Genomic DNA, 16,405 nt, shown 5'->3' with positions numbered 1-16,405 from the left:
TTAAAATTTCATGAACGAGTAATTTCGGCTCTAAAATTTGAGCTAAGCTGTAAGCGAAGCCAAATTTTAGTAGTCAATTCTTAGTGGTGAATGGAAAAATTAGCGAGCATTATTAGCTAAGATATCTATTTTCTTGCTAAAAAAGGACGAAAAAGCTTAAATTAGTTCTACTCCATCTATAAAGTAAAACCTAAGTAAAACTCAGAAAAACCGTGCCTCTTCAGTGCAGGTTTACTCGTAAATTTAGAATTTATTTTGGCTCTAAAATTTACATATAAGCTTCAAAATCCTAGAGCTTGCCTCTATATACTTAAAAAATTCTATTTCTTCTCTTTCTCAGCAACTTTATCTAGCTTTATATATCCCATTTCAACTAGCTTGTTATAAATTTGAGAGATTTTTGGTCCAGCAGCACTACCACCGTGGCCACCGTGCTCGACAACCATTGTGATGACGTATTGTGGATCCTCAAAAGGCGCATAGGTCGTCATCCACGCGTGAGATCTTTGCAGATACGCCATATCCTCCTCTTTCATACGTTTCTTTTCAGTTTGCGAGATGCCAACGACCTGAGCTGTTCCAGTCTTTGCCGCGACCTTTACAAGACTTCCCACAAAGTGCCTATTTGCCGTGCCTCTTGGGTGATTTGCCACCTCATACATCGCATGCCTAATGGCAGGTAGCTGCGACTTCTCAAACGGCGTAAAAGCATCATCTGTTGGCGTAAAATCAACATCCTTGCCATCAATGCTCTTTAAAAAATGTGGCGTCACATTTAGCCCAGTTGCAAGACCTGCTGTGTATTTAGCTACCTGCATAGGCGTGACTAGAAAATTTCCCTGTCCTATAGAGGTGATGAGCGTCTCGCCTTGAAACCACGCCTTGCCATACTTCCTCATCTTCCACTCTCTACTTGGCAAGGTTCCCACAAATTCATTTGGCAAATCAACCTCCGTTTTCCTACCAAAGCCCATGCGCTCAAGTATCGGCACAATGGCGTCTATGCCTATCTTTTGGCTACCCTTGTAAAAATAGTCATCGCAGCTCTCTCTAATGGCTGTGTTCATATTGACCGTGCCGTGACCATGCGAGTTCCAGCAGCGAAATTTACGCCCTCCAAGCTCATACGAGCCACTACAAAAAAAGCTATCATATTTGCTCATGCCATTATCCAAAAAGGCAAGCGCCATACCCATTTTTACGACAGATCCTGGCGGATAAAGGCCGTTTATAAGCTTATTTGTAAATGGGTGATCGACATTTTTTACAAGCTCTTCCCACTCAGCCTGAGAAATTCCAAGCACAAATGGATTTAGATCATACTCAGGAAAGCTTCCAGCAGCGATGATAGCGCCATCTTTTAGGCTCATAACTATGACACTTCCTGCATCTTTACCAAAGACGTCAGCGACAAACTGCTGCAGCTCAAGATCGACGGCGAGCTTTATGTTTTGACTTTGTGGCGCTTGATAGCTCACCTGCTCAATCTCCTCATTTAGTGCATTTACCTTGATCTTTTTAAAGCCTTGAATTCCTTGCAAGATCGGGTTATAAAAGCGCTCTACGCCGCTTCTGCCGATGTAGTTTGTTAGCTTTGTTAAAGGGTCATTTTCCATATCTTTTTGATTTGCTCTGCCGACGTAGCCGATGATGTGAGAAGCTAGGTCATTGTATGGATAGTGGCGCTTTGAAGCGGGTCTTATCTCTAAATTTTCACGCAAAGAAAGGGGCGCAAAAAATGGCAAAAATTTATCATAATCAACAAATTCGACCACGTTTATGAAGTCTTGGTTGTAGGCTGAGTCGTTTTTTATATATTCATTTTTAAGCTTTGTGACGTTTAGATCACCAAATAGCGAGCTGATATAGGCTAGCTCATCGTCTAAAATTTTCACCTTTTTGTTTGCGCTAAGGTGCGGCCTTACGTAGATAGAAAAGCCGAGGCGATTGACCGCCATAGGCTTGTCGTGCGCATCAAAGATGATGCCTCTAACTGGCGGGATGTAGATGGTTTTGATCGCATTTTGCTCGGCGATCTCGTTGTAGTAGGTGTTTGAATTTACACTTAGGTGGTAAATCCGCCCCAAAAGCATGATCCAAAAAAGAGCGATCACGCCAAAAACGATACGCATCCTCATAGCACTTTATCCCTAAAAAGCACGATAGCAAGCACACTTTCAAGCGCTATAAAAAATAGATACTCTGCGCTAAAAGTCAAATTTGGCTCGTTTAAGACGTAGGCAAAAAGATTATTTACAAGAAAAGTTAGCACATAGCCAGAGGCGACAAAGATGATGAGCAGGCAGTTTCGCCACTTCATCGTCGTATAGAGCCAGTCTAGCACGAAGTTGTAAAATAGCAAAAATGCAATGATCGTTGAAAAGAGATAAAAGCCATGAATTTGCTCGGCAAAGACCAAGAAAACGAGCGAAAAATACCATGAGGGTTTAAACTCATCATACTGCTTTTGCTTTCTTGAATACTCCAAAATCATATATGTAAAAAAGATGCCAATAAGTGGTGGCAAGAAGCCAAACTGCGTAGTTGCGATCTCATAAGAGAGCAAAAAAATGACCCACCAAAAGCCTTTAAAAATTTTAATGTCTAAGCTGCTTATGGTTTGCATTTTACCTACCAAGAGCGTTGTTTATGATAGCTTCCCGTGCCTTGTCGATGCCGCTTTTACTGAGTGTCGAGACCAAAATGCCACTTGGGTCAAATTTCATTATCGCACTCTTTTGGCTTTGATTTAGCTTGTCGCTTTTTGTATATAAATTTAAGATTTTTTGATCAGCTCTTAAAAAGCTTTTTAGATAAGAATCCACGTTCACGTCAATGTCTAGGTCAAAGTGCCTGGCATCGATTAGATGTATAAAAAGTCTGATGTCGCTTCTAAATTTCAAAAACTCATCTAAATTTTTACGCCACTCATCGTGTTTTGACTTTGCTACTTTTGCGTAGCCAAAGCCTGGTAGATCGACCAAGATGAGCTTAAATTTCTCTTTTTCGCCATCTTCTTTTTCCTCGCAAAACTCAGCCTCAAAGAAATTTATAAGCTGCGTTTTACCAGGAGTTGATGAGCTTTTGGCTAAATTTTTTTGATTTACAAGTGCGTTTATGAGGCTACTTTTACCCACATTTGACCTGCCCAAAAAGACCACCTCGCTTGTCACAAAGCTTGGAGCCTCTTTTATGCTTGGGCTTGAAGTGATAAATTTAGCGCCAAGAGCTCTTATCACTTACTTTTATCCTCGATCTGAAAGATAAATTTAACCGGCTTTTTCTCGTCGCTATTTACGCTATATGTGCCATCTTTTTGATTGACTACGATCTTGTCACCATAGACATTTTTGTCAGTCTCCACTTCGTGCAAATAGCCGTTGCCAGTTACTGTGTATGTTTGCTTTGCAGGCTCGTATGTGAGCGTGTCGCCCTTGCCATCATAGTGCTTATCTTTCATAAAAATTTTAGCTCTAGCATTGCCTGTTGCTACATATTTTACTGGCTGGCGTTTTTTATCAAAATGCACAACGACTTTGTTTGCTTTTAGCTCGTCGTATGAGCCTTTTTTGATATTTACATTGCCTACAAATTCGCTGATTTGCTTATTTTCATCTGCGAAAAAATCATTTGAAGTGATCTCAACCTGCTCTGCTTTTAAAAATGTAAAGCCCAAAATCATCGCTAAAATCGCTGCTTTTCTTCTACCCATGCCCTTAACCCTTTTATCTGCGTTTGTTTTTTACCAAGATCATAGCTTCCACTATCACCCAGTGCTTTGTCGCCATTTCTAGTGATGGTGAAATTTGCCTCTGATCTTACTATTTTTGTCTTTGTGTTATATATAACTTCATCGCTTTTAAATTTCAAACTATCATTGTTTTCATAGTTCGCATTTTTTTGAAAGATTATCTCATCGTTTTGCGAGATAGCCTTGTCTGAGCTTAGAAAATGTCTTAAATTTCCCCTTAAAATTCTCGCTTTAAAGTCTAAAAACTCATCCCTGTCACTATATCTGTTTAGCTCGTCACTTTCATAAACTCCGCTTATCTTAGTTGAGTTTATCTCGTAATCAACCACATCATTTACCTGCATATTTGATATCTTGGTATCAACCTTTAGCACGTTTGCTAGATATGGGTCTTGAGCCGCTAAAAATATCATCACAGCACTAAAAATAGCCACGACGAAGTAGAAAATTTTTACAACCAACGCTTAGACCACTCGTCGTATAAATTTTCTGATTTTATGATCATCTCGATCATCTCTCTAACAGCGCCATTGCCACCTTTGTGCTTTAGCTTTGTCTTTACATCAAGCTCTTTAATGGCATCTTTTGGCTTAAAGCTCCAAGCAACTGCGTCTAAAATTTTATAGTCGTTATAGTCATCGCCGATAGCCGCTGCGTTTTTAAAGCTAAGCCCTTCAAATTTTAGTATCTCGCTTGCTACTTCAAATTTATCTCCAACGCCTTGATAGACGTGGTTTATCTTTAGATCCTCAGCCCTTCGCTCAACGATAGCTGACTTTCTGCCAGTGATGATAGCCACTTTCTTGCCAAGCTTTAGCCAGCTCTCTATCGCGTAGCCATCTTTTACATCAAAAAATTTAAGCTCTTCGCCGTTTGCGTTATAGATGATCTTGCCATCAGTGAGGCACCCATCAACGTCTAAAAATATAATTTCTATCATAAAACACCCTTTGTGCTTGGCGTGCCAATCCTTGCGTTTTTAGCAAGTGCTCTGCGGAGTGCGACGGCAAATGATTTAAATGTTGCTTCAATGATGTGATGAGTATTTTTGCCACGAATTTGATTTAGATGAAGGGTGATGGCTGAATTTATAGCAACTGCTCTAAAAAACTCCTCCACAAGCTCAGTGTCAAACTCGCCAACCTTGGCATTTTCATTAAAATTTTCATATACGAGGTAAGCTCTATTACTAAGATCTAGTGCGCAAAAAACAGCCGACTCATCCATAACAACGCTAGCCTCGCCAAATCTCTCAACACCGCTTAATGGATACAAAGCTTCTTTTAAAAGTTGTCCCAAAACTATGCCAACATCCTCGACGCTGTGATGAAAATCCACATGCGTGTCACCCTTGCATGAAATTTCAAGATCAAGCAAAGAGTGTTTTGTAAATGCCTCAAGCATATGATCAAAAAAGCCTATGCCTGTGTTAATCTTTGCAACTCCAGAGCCGTAAATTTTAAGTTTCATCGAGATTTGCGTCTCTTTTGTGTTTCTAGTTAGTTCTAAAATTTCCTCTCTCACGCCCTAACCTCTTACTATAAATGCGCCTTGGAATTTACCGCTTCTTGCGTAATCCCTAGCCTCGTCCTCGCTTCTAAAGCCATTTAAAAATACCCTATAAATAGTTGAGCCATCTATCGTAAATGTCTTAACGACTGATCTATAACCATCTATGCTTTTGTGCTCTCTTTGGTATCTATTTGCGCCTTCAAGGTTTTTAAATGAGCCAATTTGTACCATAAAATCTCCGCCCACAACGCGTTGCTCTGATGAGATCACGATGCCGCCAACTGGGGCCGTTGGAGAGACTGGATTTGGCACTTTTATGCCAGTGCTTGTTGGTTTTGTTGGTTGCGCGCTAGCAGTTGTAACAGCGTTAATGTCTTCATTAAAGCCGATAACCTCCATACTAACTGGAGCTGTACCAGTGCCGATGACATCAAGCTTCATCGCGGCTGCTTTTGAAAGGTCAAGCACCCTGTCAGCTACAAAAGGTCCTCTGTCATTTACACGCACGATAACACTTTTTTGATTTCTTAAATTTGTTACTTTAAGTATTGTATTCATCGGCAAAGTCTTATGCGCCGCAGTCATATTATACATATTATAAACTTCGCCATTTGAGGTCGTTTTGCCATGAAAATTTGGGCCATACCAGCTTGCCGTTCCGCTAGCTTTGTCGCCGACACTTACGACTGTTGGGTAGTAGGTTTTGCCGTTTATCGTGTATGGTCTCATTGTTGCTTTTTGAACTGAGGCGGAGTTGTTGCCTCTTACATTAGTTGGGCCACTTGGAGTAAATGGAGCCCCACTCCAAGAACAGCCAGTGATTAGAAGTGTAAAACTTAGTCCTAAGTAGAAATTTAGGCTCTTACGGTATGACAATATTTGCTCCGACATTTAAATTTGAACTAGCCAAAGAATTTGCATCTTTTAGATCTTTTTCGCTTACATTAAATTTCTTTGATAAAGATGCGATCGTGTCGCCTGTTTGAACTACATAGTTGTGAGATTTGTTTTGAGTAGAAAAAGGGATGATTAGTTTTTGATTATAGCTTACTGCGTTTGTGCTAAGCTCGTTGTAGTCCTTGATCGCTCTGTGGCTAACGCCTGTTTTTTTAGAGATAGAGAGCAAAGTCTCGCCTTTTTTTACAGTGTATGCGTAGAAGTTATTTTTGCCATTAAATGGTTTGAAATTATCTGAGAAAAGTTGCTTTTTATTTTCAGGGATATAAACGTAATAATCTTTTAAAGTTGGGGGAGTAAATACAAATTTTAAATGCGGGTTATTGCTTTTCATCTTTTTTGTGCTAAGACCGATGCTGTCGCCTATCTGAGCCAAATTCGTACCGCCTGGCACTTTTACTTTCGTAAGTCTTAATCCGCCATTTATGTTTAGTAAAGATGACTCTTTAGATATCAAAAAATCCGCATCTTTTGCTATGTATGCCGCTCTTAAAATTTTAATGATGAAATTTCTAGTCTCAGCTGGGAGGTATTTTTTCTCAGCATCAAGAAGCGTTACAAGATCGTCTGTACCGGCTTTTTGTATAGCTTTTTTTAACGCACCATCGCCGCAGTTATATGCCATTGCCGCCAAGTACCACTTGCCAAATTGATTTTTAAGTGATCTTAGATAGTTTGTAGCTGCGACAGTTGATTCGACTGGATCTTTTCTCTCATCGGTGTATTGCCCTACTTTCAGACCGTGAATTCTTGCTGTTTGCTCCATAAACTGCCACATCCCAGTAGCTTTAGCATTTGAGACGGTGTGATTTGAAAAGCCTGACTCTATCATCGCTAGATAAAAAAACGACTCAGGGACGCCTGATTTTTTGATCTGCTCTTTTATCATTGGTATATACATATAGCCATTTTTCAAGGCATCTGTAAATGTTCTTACCTGTGAGTTTTGTATGCCTTGTCTCATCTTTGCATAGTGAGAAGTTTTCATAAAGCTAGCATCGATGTCTAGCTCTTTTAAAATTTTAACCTGAGTGTCGTAAGAGCTATTCTCAGGCGCGTTTGCTAGTAGCAAGGTGCTACATGCAAATAATAAAAATATCTTAAGCATTGCTTTCATTTCTATCCTTTTTCGTGTCAAAGCTTAATGATGCTAGCATCTTAAGCAAGCACAATGCCCAAAATTTAGGCAAAGCACTTAAATAACCTTTTGGCATTATCTGAAGTCGTTTTACAAACTACTTCAAATTCAAGGTTTAAAATTTCAGCTATCTTTTTAGCAACAAATGTCGTAAACGCCGGCTCATTTCTCTTGCCGCGATTTGGTTCTGGCGTGAGATAAGGGGCGTCAGTCTCTATCAATACCCTATCAAAAGGAATTTTTGGCAGAATTTCAACTAAATTCTTAGCGTTTTTAAATGTCAAAACGCCACCTATACCAAAATAAAAATTCCCAAATTTACAAAGCTCCAAAAGAAGTGGCGAGGCATTATAACAATGCAAAACCGCTCCAGCTTCAAGCTTTGGCGCATACTCTTTTAAGATGTTAAAAGAGTCCTCATTAGCCTCTCTGATGTGGAGGATAACGGGTTTTTTTAACTCAACTGCCAAATCTAGTTGAGCTAGAAAAACACGTTTTTGATCTTCTTTTTCTCTTAGCTTTTCTTCTTCATCTTTTGGCAAGCGGTAGTAGTCAAGCCCACATTCACCGATAGCCACGCACTTTTTGTCTTTAGCAAATTCTCTTAAAGTTTCAATATCAAAATTCTCTTTATCATATGGATGAACTCCAACGGCAAAGAAAATATCATTTTTTTCGTGCGCTATTTTAGCCGCTTTTGGTAAATCATTAATATCAGCTCCAGGGATAATAAAGCCTTTTAGCCCTAAATTTCTGGCTTCAGATAAAATTTGCTCTAGGTCAAAATCATAAACTTTGCTATCCAAATGACAATGCGTATCTATAATCATAAAGCTATTTCTACCCTATTTCTACCATTTTCTTTAGCGACATAAAGCGCTGAGTCGCAAGCTTCAAGCATATCATCTATCTCGCAGTGACCTTTCCCAAAAGAAACCCCGATAGAAACGGTCACTTTTATGGTTTTATCTTTTATGATCACCTCATTTTCAGCCACTTTTGCTCTTAAATTTACAAAAAATTTAATCGCCTCTTCTTTTGCTATCTTTTTAAGAACAACACAAAATTCCTCACCACCAAACCTAGCGACCACATCTCTTCCTTTTGTATTGTCAATTAGTATCTTAGCAAGTGATTTTAGTATCTTGTCGCCACCATCATGTCCGTATGTATCATTTATCTTTTTAAAGTGATCTATATCAAGCATAGCAAATGCATAAGGCTCATCAAGCTCTTCAGCTGCTTGGACATACTCTTCTATATCTTGATAGAAAAATCTTCTATTGTAAGCGCCAGTTAAAAAGTCGCGGTTGGCAAAATTTGCTATCTTATTTATATTTTCCATCGCCTCAATGGTGTTATTTACACGGCAAATGAGCTCTTCTTTTGAAAATGGCTTTGCTATAAAGTCGCTAGCTCCATTTTTTAAAAATATCGAAGCATCAGTCTTTTCGCTAGGCGAGGTCATCACGATCACGCCAAGGTGGTTTTTATCTTTCTCTTTTCTAACCTCTTTTAAGACCTCTAAACCATCTTTAACAGGCATTCTATAGTCAGTTATGATTAAATTTATATCAGGATTATCAGCAAAATAGCTCATCGCCTCTTCCCCGTGAGCCGCTGCTAAAACCTTAAACTGAAGGCTAGTTAAGATTTTTTTTATCATATTTCTAAAAGGCAGTGAGTCCTCAACGACTAGAACTTTGTATTGTCTATTTTTGCTTAGTCTATTTATCATTTGAAAGATGTAGTTGATATCATCCATGTTGCCCTTATAGACGTAATCAACTATGTCTTTGTTTATAAAAAATTCTTTCGTCTTATCATCGATGCTACCAGTTAAAACGATAGCACAGAGCCCTTGAGCAAGGACATAATCAACGATCTCGCCATTTGGTGCGTCAGGTAAATTTAGATCCAAGATAGTCATAAAATAATCTTTGCCGTGCTCGCTAATTAGCATCTGGGCTTCGGCAAAATCATACGCAACGTCGATCGCCATATCCTCAATGCTCTTTTCCATCTGCATGACGATTAGCTTAGCAAGTGCCTTATTATCATCAACTACTAGAATTCTTTCCATATTATTCCTGTGATTTTTTATTAAACTAGCTCGGATTTTAACAAATAAACCTAATCACAAAGCTTAAATTTAAAACTTAAATTTCAAGCTATTTTAAAAGTCCTTTTGCAAAATTTATCGCCTCTTCGCTGATATGCTCGCCGCTTATCATACGTGCAAGCTCATTTACTCGCTCATCTTTGTCAAGCTCTCTTACGACCGAGCTCTCGCCGTGACGCTCTACTAAAAAGTGCGAATTTGCCTTTGAGCTAAGCTGCGGCTGGTGCGAAATGGCAAAAATTTGATAAAAATTTGCAAGCTTAAGCAAGACATTTGCGATACTCATCGCCTCTTTTCCACTTAAATTTGCATCTATTTCATCTAAAATTATGACGTCGCCACCTGTTTTTGTGATCTCACTAGAGGCAGCTATAAAGGCCAGCCTTAAACGGTTTAGCTCGCCTGAGCTTAAATTTTTAAGCGAGGTCTCGTTTAAATTTAAACAAACCTCATCAACTCCCAAGATATCAAGCCTTTTAGCCTCAATACTCAGTGTAATATCTGGCATATAAAGCTCTTTTAGGTATAAATTTATCATCGCCTCAAGCTCTTTTAAATTTACGCCCCTTGCCTTGCTTAAAGTGCCAGCTAGCTCATTTGCCTTTTTGCTTAAAATTTCAAATTTCTTCTCAAGCTCGCTCTTTTCAAAGCTTAAATTTTCATATCTGGCAAGCTCTTTTTCCTTTTTATCAAGCGCTTCTAACGCCTCCTCCTCGCTGCCATAGCGCCTAATGATGGCATTAAGAGCTTCTATCCTATCAAGCACGCTCTCCACGTCGATATCGTCAAGCTCCTCCATATTTAGGCTATCTCTTGCGACCCTCAGCTCATTCATCGCATCTTCAAAAAAGCCGTTGTCAAGGTCGCTGATGCTTAGCGCCTCATTTACGCTGTGCTCTAGCTCAAATATCCGCTCAGCTCTAGCCCACGCCTCATTTATCTTATCTTTTTTACTAAGCCTTTTTTTAGTCTCCATAAGCTCTTCAAACTCGCCTTTTTTAGGCCCGACGCTTCTTATCTTCTCGATCTCAAAGCTAGCAAGCTCCTTTAGCTCCTCGACCTTTTTCTCTTCCTCTTTTATAGTGGCTAGCTCTTTTGAAATTTTAGAAAATTCCAAAAAAACCTCTTCAAATTCCTGCTTTATCTCTTTAAATTTCTCATTTTTTGAAATTTCAAGCCTGTCAAGCAAATTTAGAAATTTCTCATTTTCAAATTCATTTGCCTCTTTTGCCGAGAGATATTTGATGTGCTCACGCGCCACTTGGGCTAAATTTTTCTTTGAGATGGCTTGTTGGTTTATAAAATACCTCGTGCTCTTATCTTTTAAAAGCTTGAAAATATTGACCTCTTCGTTTTCTATGCCAAACTCATCAAGCTCAAATTTATGCTCCACGTCAGCTTCTATCAGCCTTGCCTCGCTATCTTTTAGCCCAAAAACAGCCATTATGGCACTCATCAGCACCGACTTACCAGCGCCACTAACGCCAGTAAATACGCTAAGACCTTCTTTGAAATTTAGCTCGACATTTTTAAAATTTAGATAATCCTTAATCAAAATTCGATCAATCATTATAACCCCAGTGAAGTTTCTCTTTTAAAATTTGAAAATAATCCCTGCCGATATGGCGTATCAGCCTCGCTTTTTTCTCGCTCAGACTCATGCTAACGGCTGAAATTTTACTCATATCAAAGCGGTCTTGTCCGTCTAAAACCAAAATGGCGTCGCTATTTGTTCTAAATTTGACCGTGTGATTTTTCGTAAGCACGACTGGACGCTGCGTGAGCGAGTGCGAGCAGATGGGAGTTAGCGCAAAGACCTCGCTTAGCGGATATATGATAGGGCCATTTGCGCTCATATTATATGCCGTTGTGCCTGCAGGAGTTGCGACTATGACGCCGTCACCAAAATATGAGTTAAAATACTTTTCATTTAAAAGTGCCTCGATATGCGTCATCGAACCGCCATTTTTACTAACGATGACTGCATCATTAAATGCTATCTTTTGATCACATTTGCCATCATTTTTATGAAGCGTCACATCAAGCATAAAAGGCGTTTCTACCTCAAATTTATCATCAAAAAAGTCTTTAAAAAACTTCTCACTCTCATTTATCGTGATATCTGTCAAAAAGCCTAGCCTGCCAGCGTGTATGCCAAGGATGAGCGGCGAGATGTGAGCTAGCTTTCTACAAGTTGAGATGATCGTGCCGTCTCCACCTAGAGTGATAAGAAATTCGCACTCTTTGGCTAGTTTTATCAGCTCAAAGCCACTTTTTTCCACCTGTTTTGCACAGCTTTTTTCAAGCAAAATTTCTGCGTTATACTTTTTTAAAATTTTTTCTAGCTTTGCTAAATCCTGCTTAAATAATGGATAATCTTTCGCGATAAGTCCCACTTTTTTGGCGTTTGTAGTATTAAATTTTTGTTCATTTTTCATAGAAATGATTGTAACATATTTTATTTTAACAAAGCTTTTCAAAAGAAAAAAGCGATTATAATTGCCTAAAAAACATTGCAAAGGAGTATTTTATGCGAAGTCATTATTGCACCGATCTTAGCAAAGCTGATATCGGCAAAGAAGTAATACTTTGTGGCTGGGCAAACACATATAGAGACCACGGCGGCGTCGTTTTCATCGACTTAAGAGACGTTAGCGGGCTTATACAACTAGTTTGTGACCCTGCTGACAGCAAAGAAGCACACGACGTGGCTGCAAAAGTAAGAGATGAATATGTCTTAAAAGCAAAAGGAAAAGTAAGAGCTAGGGGCGAAGGACTAACCAATCCAAAGCTAAAAACTGGCGAGATAGAGGTGATAGTAAGCGAGCTAATCATCGAAAATCCAAGCGAGCCACTACCATTTATGATAGGTGATGAGAGCGTAAATGAGGACATCAGGCTAAAATACCGCTTTTTAGACCTTAGAAGCGAGCGCTTGCAAAATATCTTTAAAATGCGTTCTCGCGCAGCTATCGCAGCTAGGAATAGCCTAGATAAAATGGGCTTTATCGAGTTTGAAACTCCAGTTTTAACACGCGCAACTCCAGAAGGTGCGAGAGACTACCTAGTGCCAAGCCGCGTATATCCAGGCCAATTTTACGCGCTCCCACAAAGCCCACAGCTATTTAAACAACTTTTGATGTGCTCTGGCTTTGATAAGTATTTTCAGATAGCAAAATGCTTCCGCGACGAGGACTTAAGGGCTGATCGCCAACCAGAATTTACTCAAATAGATATCGAAATGAGCTTTGTCGAGCAAGAAGATATCATAAATATGGCTGAGACGATGCTAAAAGATATCTTTAAAGCCTGCGGACACGACATCAAAACGCCTTTTAGACGCATGAGCTACAAAGAGGCGACTGAGACTTACGGCTCAGACAAGCCTGATCTTAGATATGATCTAAAAATGATCGATGTTATCGATATTTTCGAGCGATCAAGCAATGAAATTTTTAGCTCTATCGCAAAAGATAAGAAGAAAAACCGCATAAAAGCGCTAAAAGTGCCAAATGGCGATAACATCTTTAGTAAGCGAGAGATGAATAGATTTGAGGAATTTGTACGTAAATTTGGCGCACAAGGTCTTGGCTACTTCCAGATGAAAGAAGATGGTTTAAAAGGTCCGCTTTGCAAATTTTTCGAGCAAAGCGATCTTGACGAGATCGTCTCAAGATGTGAGCTAAAAGTTGGCGACGTCGTATTCTTTGGCGCTGGCAAGAAGAAGATCGTGCTTGATTATATGGGACGATTTAGAATTTTCCTAGCTGAGCAAATGGGTATCATCGATCAAGATAAACTTGAGTTTTTATGGGTGCTTGACTTCCCGATGTTTGAGCAAAATGACGACGGCAGCTATTCTGCGATGCACCATCCATTTACAATGCCAAAAAATATAGACGAGCCTGATCTTGAAGATATCCTCTCTATCGCTCACGACGTCGTGTTAAACGGCTTTGAGCTTGGCGGCGGAAGTATAAGAATTCACAAAAATGACATCCAACAAAAAGTCTTTAAGCTTCTTGGCATAGATGAAGCCGAGCAGCGTGAGAAATTTGGCTTCTTGCTTGATGCTTTGACATTTGGTGCGCCTCCACATGGTGGTATCGCGATCGGCTTTGACAGACTAAATATGCTTGTAAATAAAGCAAGCTCGATCCGCGACGTCATAGCCTTCCCTAAAACACAACGCGCTCAGTGCCCACTCACAAAGGCACCAAGCTACGCTAGCAACGAACAACTTAGGGAGCTAGGACTAAGGATAAGAGAAAAAGAGCAAAAGGCTTAAAAATTGCCTTTAAAAAGAGATGGGATTTTGTCTTTAAATATTTTTCTTAGACAAATTCCATCCTAATAATTTAAATTTATAAAAAGATGCCTCCAACTTGGCGGCTAATTAAATCAAAACTTGCCTAAGTAGTTTGAGATGATTTTTGTGGTTGCGACGTAAAATTTTGCGCAGATAGAACACTTAGTTCATCAAGCTAAATTTTACTAGCTCCGCAAAAAGCGCTCAAAAGACAAAGGCAATAAAAGGGAAAAAATGAAGAATTTATTTTTAATCATCGGCGCTCCAGGCAGCGGCAAAACAACAGACGCATCAATCATCGCACAGCATGATGAGAAATTTGCACACTTTTCAACTGGCGATCTTTTAAGAGCTGAAGTAGCTAGCGGTAGCGAGCTTGGCAAACTAATAGACGGCTTTATCTCAAAAGGAAATTTGGTCCCACTTGACGTTGTCGTAAATGCGATCGTCTCAGCCATCAAAAGCTCAAATAAATCAAACATCATAATCGACGGCTATCCAAGAAGCGTTGAGCAAATGACTGAGCTTGACAAAGTCTTAAGCGAGCAAGATGAAATTTCTCTAAAAGGTGTCATCGAAGTAGATGTCAGCGAAGATGTGGCAAGAGCTAGAGTGCTTGGCCGTGCAAGAGGCGCTGACGATAACAACGAAGTCTTTAACAACCGCATGAAAGTATATCTTGATCCGATCAAACCTATCCGCAAATTTTATAGCGAAAAAGAGCTACTTCACGTGGTAAATGGCGAGCGTGGCATCGACGAGATCGTAGCTGATATCAAAAATTTACTAGCTAAACTTATATAAATTTACAGACCTTGCATCAAAATGTGCAAGGTTTTAAAACTTACCATTTATTAACACCAAAAATGTAATATCCTTTAAATTTAACAACCATTTTAAAAGGATAAAAATGAAAAAAATCATCACCATCTCACTAGCTGCTAGCATCGCAATGGCTGGAGGCTTTGTCTCAAAACACCAAAGCGAAAATGTTATAAGTGTAAAAGAGGCTTTAAAGCTAAATGACGACACAAAAGTCGTGCTTGAGGGCAAGATAAAGTCACATATCAAATCAGACAAATATGAATTTGCCGATAAAAATGGAGATGTCATCGTCGTTGAGATAGGCGACAAAAAATGGGGCAATGTGACAGCCAACGAAGATACGCCTTTAAGGATAAGAGGCGAGGTGGATAAAGAGCTTACAAAAATGAAGATCGACGTAGATAGCGTAGAGGTTGTAAAGTAGTTAAATTTACGAGTATTTAATGCAAAAAATACTAAAATCACGAAAATTTCTAACACAAAGGACGAATATATGGACGTTTCAAAGATCAAATTTGGCTCAAATCCAGACAAAATCAATGCCGTAATCGAAATACCTTATGGCTCAAATATCAAATACGAGATCGACAAAGATAGCGGTGCAGTCGTAGTTGATCGCGTGCTTTACTCAGCGATGTTCTACCCAGCAAACTACGGCTTTGTGCCAAACACACTTGCAGCTGACGGCGATCCAGCTGATATTTTGGTGCTAAATGAGTATCCACTCCAAGCTGGTAGCGTCATCCCTTGCCGTTTAATAGGCGTTTTGGTGATGGAGGATGAAGCAGGTATGGATGAGAAGCTTTTGGCTGTGCCAGTTACAAAGATCGATCCAAGATATGAAGCGATAAAAAGTTACGAAGATTTGCCAGTTGCGACACTAAATAAGATCAAAAATTTCTTTGAAACTTATAAAATTCTTGAGCCAAACAAATGGGTTAAAGTGAAAGAATTTAAAGACGCAAACGCTGCAAAAGAGATTTTAGAAGCTGCGATAAAAAATTATAAATAAAAAGGAGGGGTAACTTCCCTCCAATAATGTAAATTTATAATGCAGTTTGTTCTAAGTTAGATATAAGAGTTTCTACCCTTCTTTTTTCCTGCAACTGTTTTTCATTATGTTGTTTTACTTCATTCTTACGATTTTTATGCATTTTATAGAAAGATAGTCCAGTAACAGGCACTGCTGGTATAAAAGCCAAATAGCTTTTAGTGAAATAAGTAAAAATAATTAGAGATATAACAAAAACAATAAAAGACGCAAAAATTATAGTAATCATATTGCCAAAACCATATTTAATCAATGATGGTTCAAACTTTGGCAATAAATGATACCCTCTTGTGATGTTTATGAAATAATCAATATCACTATAACCGCCAGTAATCTTTTCATAATTAACAACAAGTTCGTCGCCATCATCAAGTAGCATATCTGCATTTTCTGTTTGAAATCTAAATTTATCCTTTTTACCTGAAAGCTCAAATGTATAGATAAAATTATGAATAGTATATGAGGACGTATATGTCGTGCTATTTGTGCTTCCTTCAATATACTGCTTTTTATTTGCAGATAAATCCCCTTTAAATAAATTTCCATATTTATAATTAGTTCCGATATCCGTTGTATTAGTAGTAGTTGTATTTGAAAAAGCATCACTTATGACTTCTTTTTTTATATTAGCAATTACGCCTCGATAAATTTCTGACATCTGTCATCCTTTTAATAAATTTGCGATGCCCATTCTAACAAAAAAAAAAAAAAACAAAGTCAAGCTAAAGCTTGCTAATATC

18 protein-coding genes are annotated in these 16,405 nt (G+C 38.9%); 4 read left to right on the top strand and 14 right to left on the bottom strand.

Features of this window, described 5'->3' with window-relative positions:
* Positions 1-320 precede the first annotated feature (320 nt).
* From mrdA to UNSWCS_RS02610, 13 genes are all read right to left on the bottom strand, one after another.
* Positions 321-2,138, bottom strand: coding sequence for a penicillin-binding protein 2 (gene mrdA / locus UNSWCS_RS02670; RefSeq protein ID WP_021087197.1), 1,818 nt, complete (start codon positions 2,136-2,138; stop codon positions 321-323).
* Complete coding sequence (locus tag UNSWCS_RS02665; protein ID WP_021087205.1) at positions 2,135-2,626, bottom strand: hypothetical protein; 492 nt, start codon at positions 2,624-2,626, stop codon at positions 2,135-2,137. The genes mrdA and UNSWCS_RS02665 overlap by 4 nt, the downstream gene beginning before the upstream one ends.
* Before the next feature lies 1 nt (position 2,627).
* The gene (gene yihA, locus UNSWCS_RS02660) at positions 2,628-3,239 is read right to left on the bottom strand and encodes a ribosome biogenesis GTP-binding protein YihA/YsxC (protein WP_021087202.1); all 612 of its coding nucleotides are present in this window, start codon (positions 3,237-3,239) and stop codon (positions 2,628-2,630) included.
* Positions 3,236-3,712, bottom strand: a complete 477-nt coding sequence (gene lptA, locus UNSWCS_RS02655; RefSeq protein WP_021087207.1) for a lipopolysaccharide transport periplasmic protein LptA — start codon at positions 3,710-3,712, stop codon at positions 3,236-3,238. The genes yihA and lptA overlap by 4 nt, the downstream gene beginning before the upstream one ends.
* Positions 3,685-4,212: an LPS export ABC transporter periplasmic protein LptC gene (gene lptC, locus UNSWCS_RS02650; RefSeq protein ID WP_021086384.1), complete on the bottom strand. Its 528-nt coding sequence runs from the start codon at positions 4,210-4,212 to the stop codon at positions 3,685-3,687. Before lptC ends, lptA begins: the two co-directional genes overlap by 28 nt.
* The gene (locus tag UNSWCS_RS02645; protein WP_004317467.1) at positions 4,203-4,691 is read right to left on the bottom strand and encodes a KdsC family phosphatase; all 489 of its coding nucleotides are present in this window, start codon (positions 4,689-4,691) and stop codon (positions 4,203-4,205) included. Before UNSWCS_RS02645 ends, lptC begins: the two co-directional genes overlap by 10 nt.
* The gene (gene hisB, locus UNSWCS_RS02640) at positions 4,688-5,263 is read right to left on the bottom strand and encodes an imidazoleglycerol-phosphate dehydratase HisB (protein ID WP_035143381.1); all 576 of its coding nucleotides are present in this window, start codon (positions 5,261-5,263) and stop codon (positions 4,688-4,690) included. Before hisB ends, UNSWCS_RS02645 begins: the two co-directional genes overlap by 4 nt.
* 15 nt (positions 5,264-5,278) lie before the next feature.
* Positions 5,279-6,139, bottom strand: a complete 861-nt coding sequence (locus UNSWCS_RS02635; RefSeq protein ID WP_009294185.1) for a septal ring lytic transglycosylase RlpA family protein — start codon at positions 6,137-6,139, stop codon at positions 5,279-5,281.
* Positions 6,126-7,337 (bottom strand): lytic transglycosylase domain-containing protein, encoded by a 1,212-nt coding sequence (locus UNSWCS_RS02630; protein WP_021087198.1) that lies wholly within the window; start codon positions 7,335-7,337, stop codon positions 6,126-6,128. Before UNSWCS_RS02630 ends, UNSWCS_RS02635 begins: the two co-directional genes overlap by 14 nt.
* Positions 7,338-7,402: 65 nt before the next feature.
* On the bottom strand, positions 7,403-8,188 hold the full coding sequence (locus UNSWCS_RS02625) for a TatD family hydrolase (RefSeq protein WP_035143379.1): 786 nt from the start codon (positions 8,186-8,188) through the stop codon (positions 7,403-7,405).
* Positions 8,185-9,441 (bottom strand): diguanylate cyclase, encoded by a 1,257-nt coding sequence (locus UNSWCS_RS02620; RefSeq protein ID WP_021084426.1) that lies wholly within the window; start codon positions 9,439-9,441, stop codon positions 8,185-8,187. The genes UNSWCS_RS02625 and UNSWCS_RS02620 overlap by 4 nt, the downstream gene beginning before the upstream one ends.
* 88 nt (positions 9,442-9,529) lie before the next feature.
* A complete protein-coding gene (locus tag UNSWCS_RS02615) occupies positions 9,530-11,050 on the bottom strand; it encodes an AAA family ATPase (RefSeq protein WP_035143377.1) in 1,521 nt (506 codons plus the stop codon).
* Positions 11,043-11,918 carry an NAD(+) kinase gene (locus tag UNSWCS_RS02610; RefSeq protein WP_021087203.1) on the bottom strand — a complete coding sequence of 292 codons (876 nt, stop codon included), beginning with the start codon at positions 11,916-11,918 and terminating at the stop codon, positions 11,043-11,045. Before UNSWCS_RS02610 ends, UNSWCS_RS02615 begins: the two co-directional genes overlap by 8 nt.
* Positions 11,919-12,010: 92 nt before the next feature.
* On the opposite strand from UNSWCS_RS02610, the gene aspS reads away from it, so the two are divergent.
* The 4 genes from aspS to ppa all read left to right on the top strand — a co-directional run bounded on the left by aspS (position 12,011) and on the right by ppa (position 15,626).
* Entirely contained in the window at positions 12,011-13,768 is a 1,758-nt protein-coding gene (gene aspS / locus UNSWCS_RS02605) for an aspartate--tRNA ligase (RefSeq protein WP_021087201.1), read from the top strand.
* A gap of 255 nt (positions 13,769-14,023) precedes the next feature.
* On the top strand, positions 14,024-14,593 hold the full coding sequence (locus UNSWCS_RS02600) for an adenylate kinase (RefSeq protein ID WP_004317610.1): 570 nt from the start codon (positions 14,024-14,026) through the stop codon (positions 14,591-14,593).
* 106 nt (positions 14,594-14,699) lie between these two features.
* Positions 14,700-15,038: a NirD/YgiW/YdeI family stress tolerance protein gene (locus UNSWCS_RS02595; RefSeq protein ID WP_021087208.1), complete on the top strand. Its 339-nt coding sequence runs from the start codon at positions 14,700-14,702 to the stop codon at positions 15,036-15,038.
* A 69-nt stretch (positions 15,039-15,107) separates the two neighbouring features.
* A complete protein-coding gene (gene ppa, locus UNSWCS_RS02590; RefSeq protein WP_021087199.1) occupies positions 15,108-15,626 on the top strand; it encodes an inorganic diphosphatase in 519 nt (172 codons plus the stop codon).
* 34 nt (positions 15,627-15,660) lie between these two features.
* Here the strand turns inward: ppa and UNSWCS_RS02585 are convergent, their stop codons facing one another.
* Positions 15,661-16,323: a hypothetical protein gene (locus UNSWCS_RS02585; RefSeq protein ID WP_021087209.1), complete on the bottom strand. Its 663-nt coding sequence runs from the start codon at positions 16,321-16,323 to the stop codon at positions 15,661-15,663.
* Positions 16,324-16,405 lie beyond the last annotated feature (82 nt).

The organism is Campylobacter concisus UNSWCS (genome assembly GCF_000466685.1).
Taxonomy (GTDB): Bacteria; Campylobacterota; Campylobacteria; order Campylobacterales; family Campylobacteraceae; genus Campylobacter_A; species Campylobacter_A concisus_A.
Note: the sequence above shows the minus strand (reverse complement) of the source record. Positions and strands in the feature narration are given on the sequence as shown.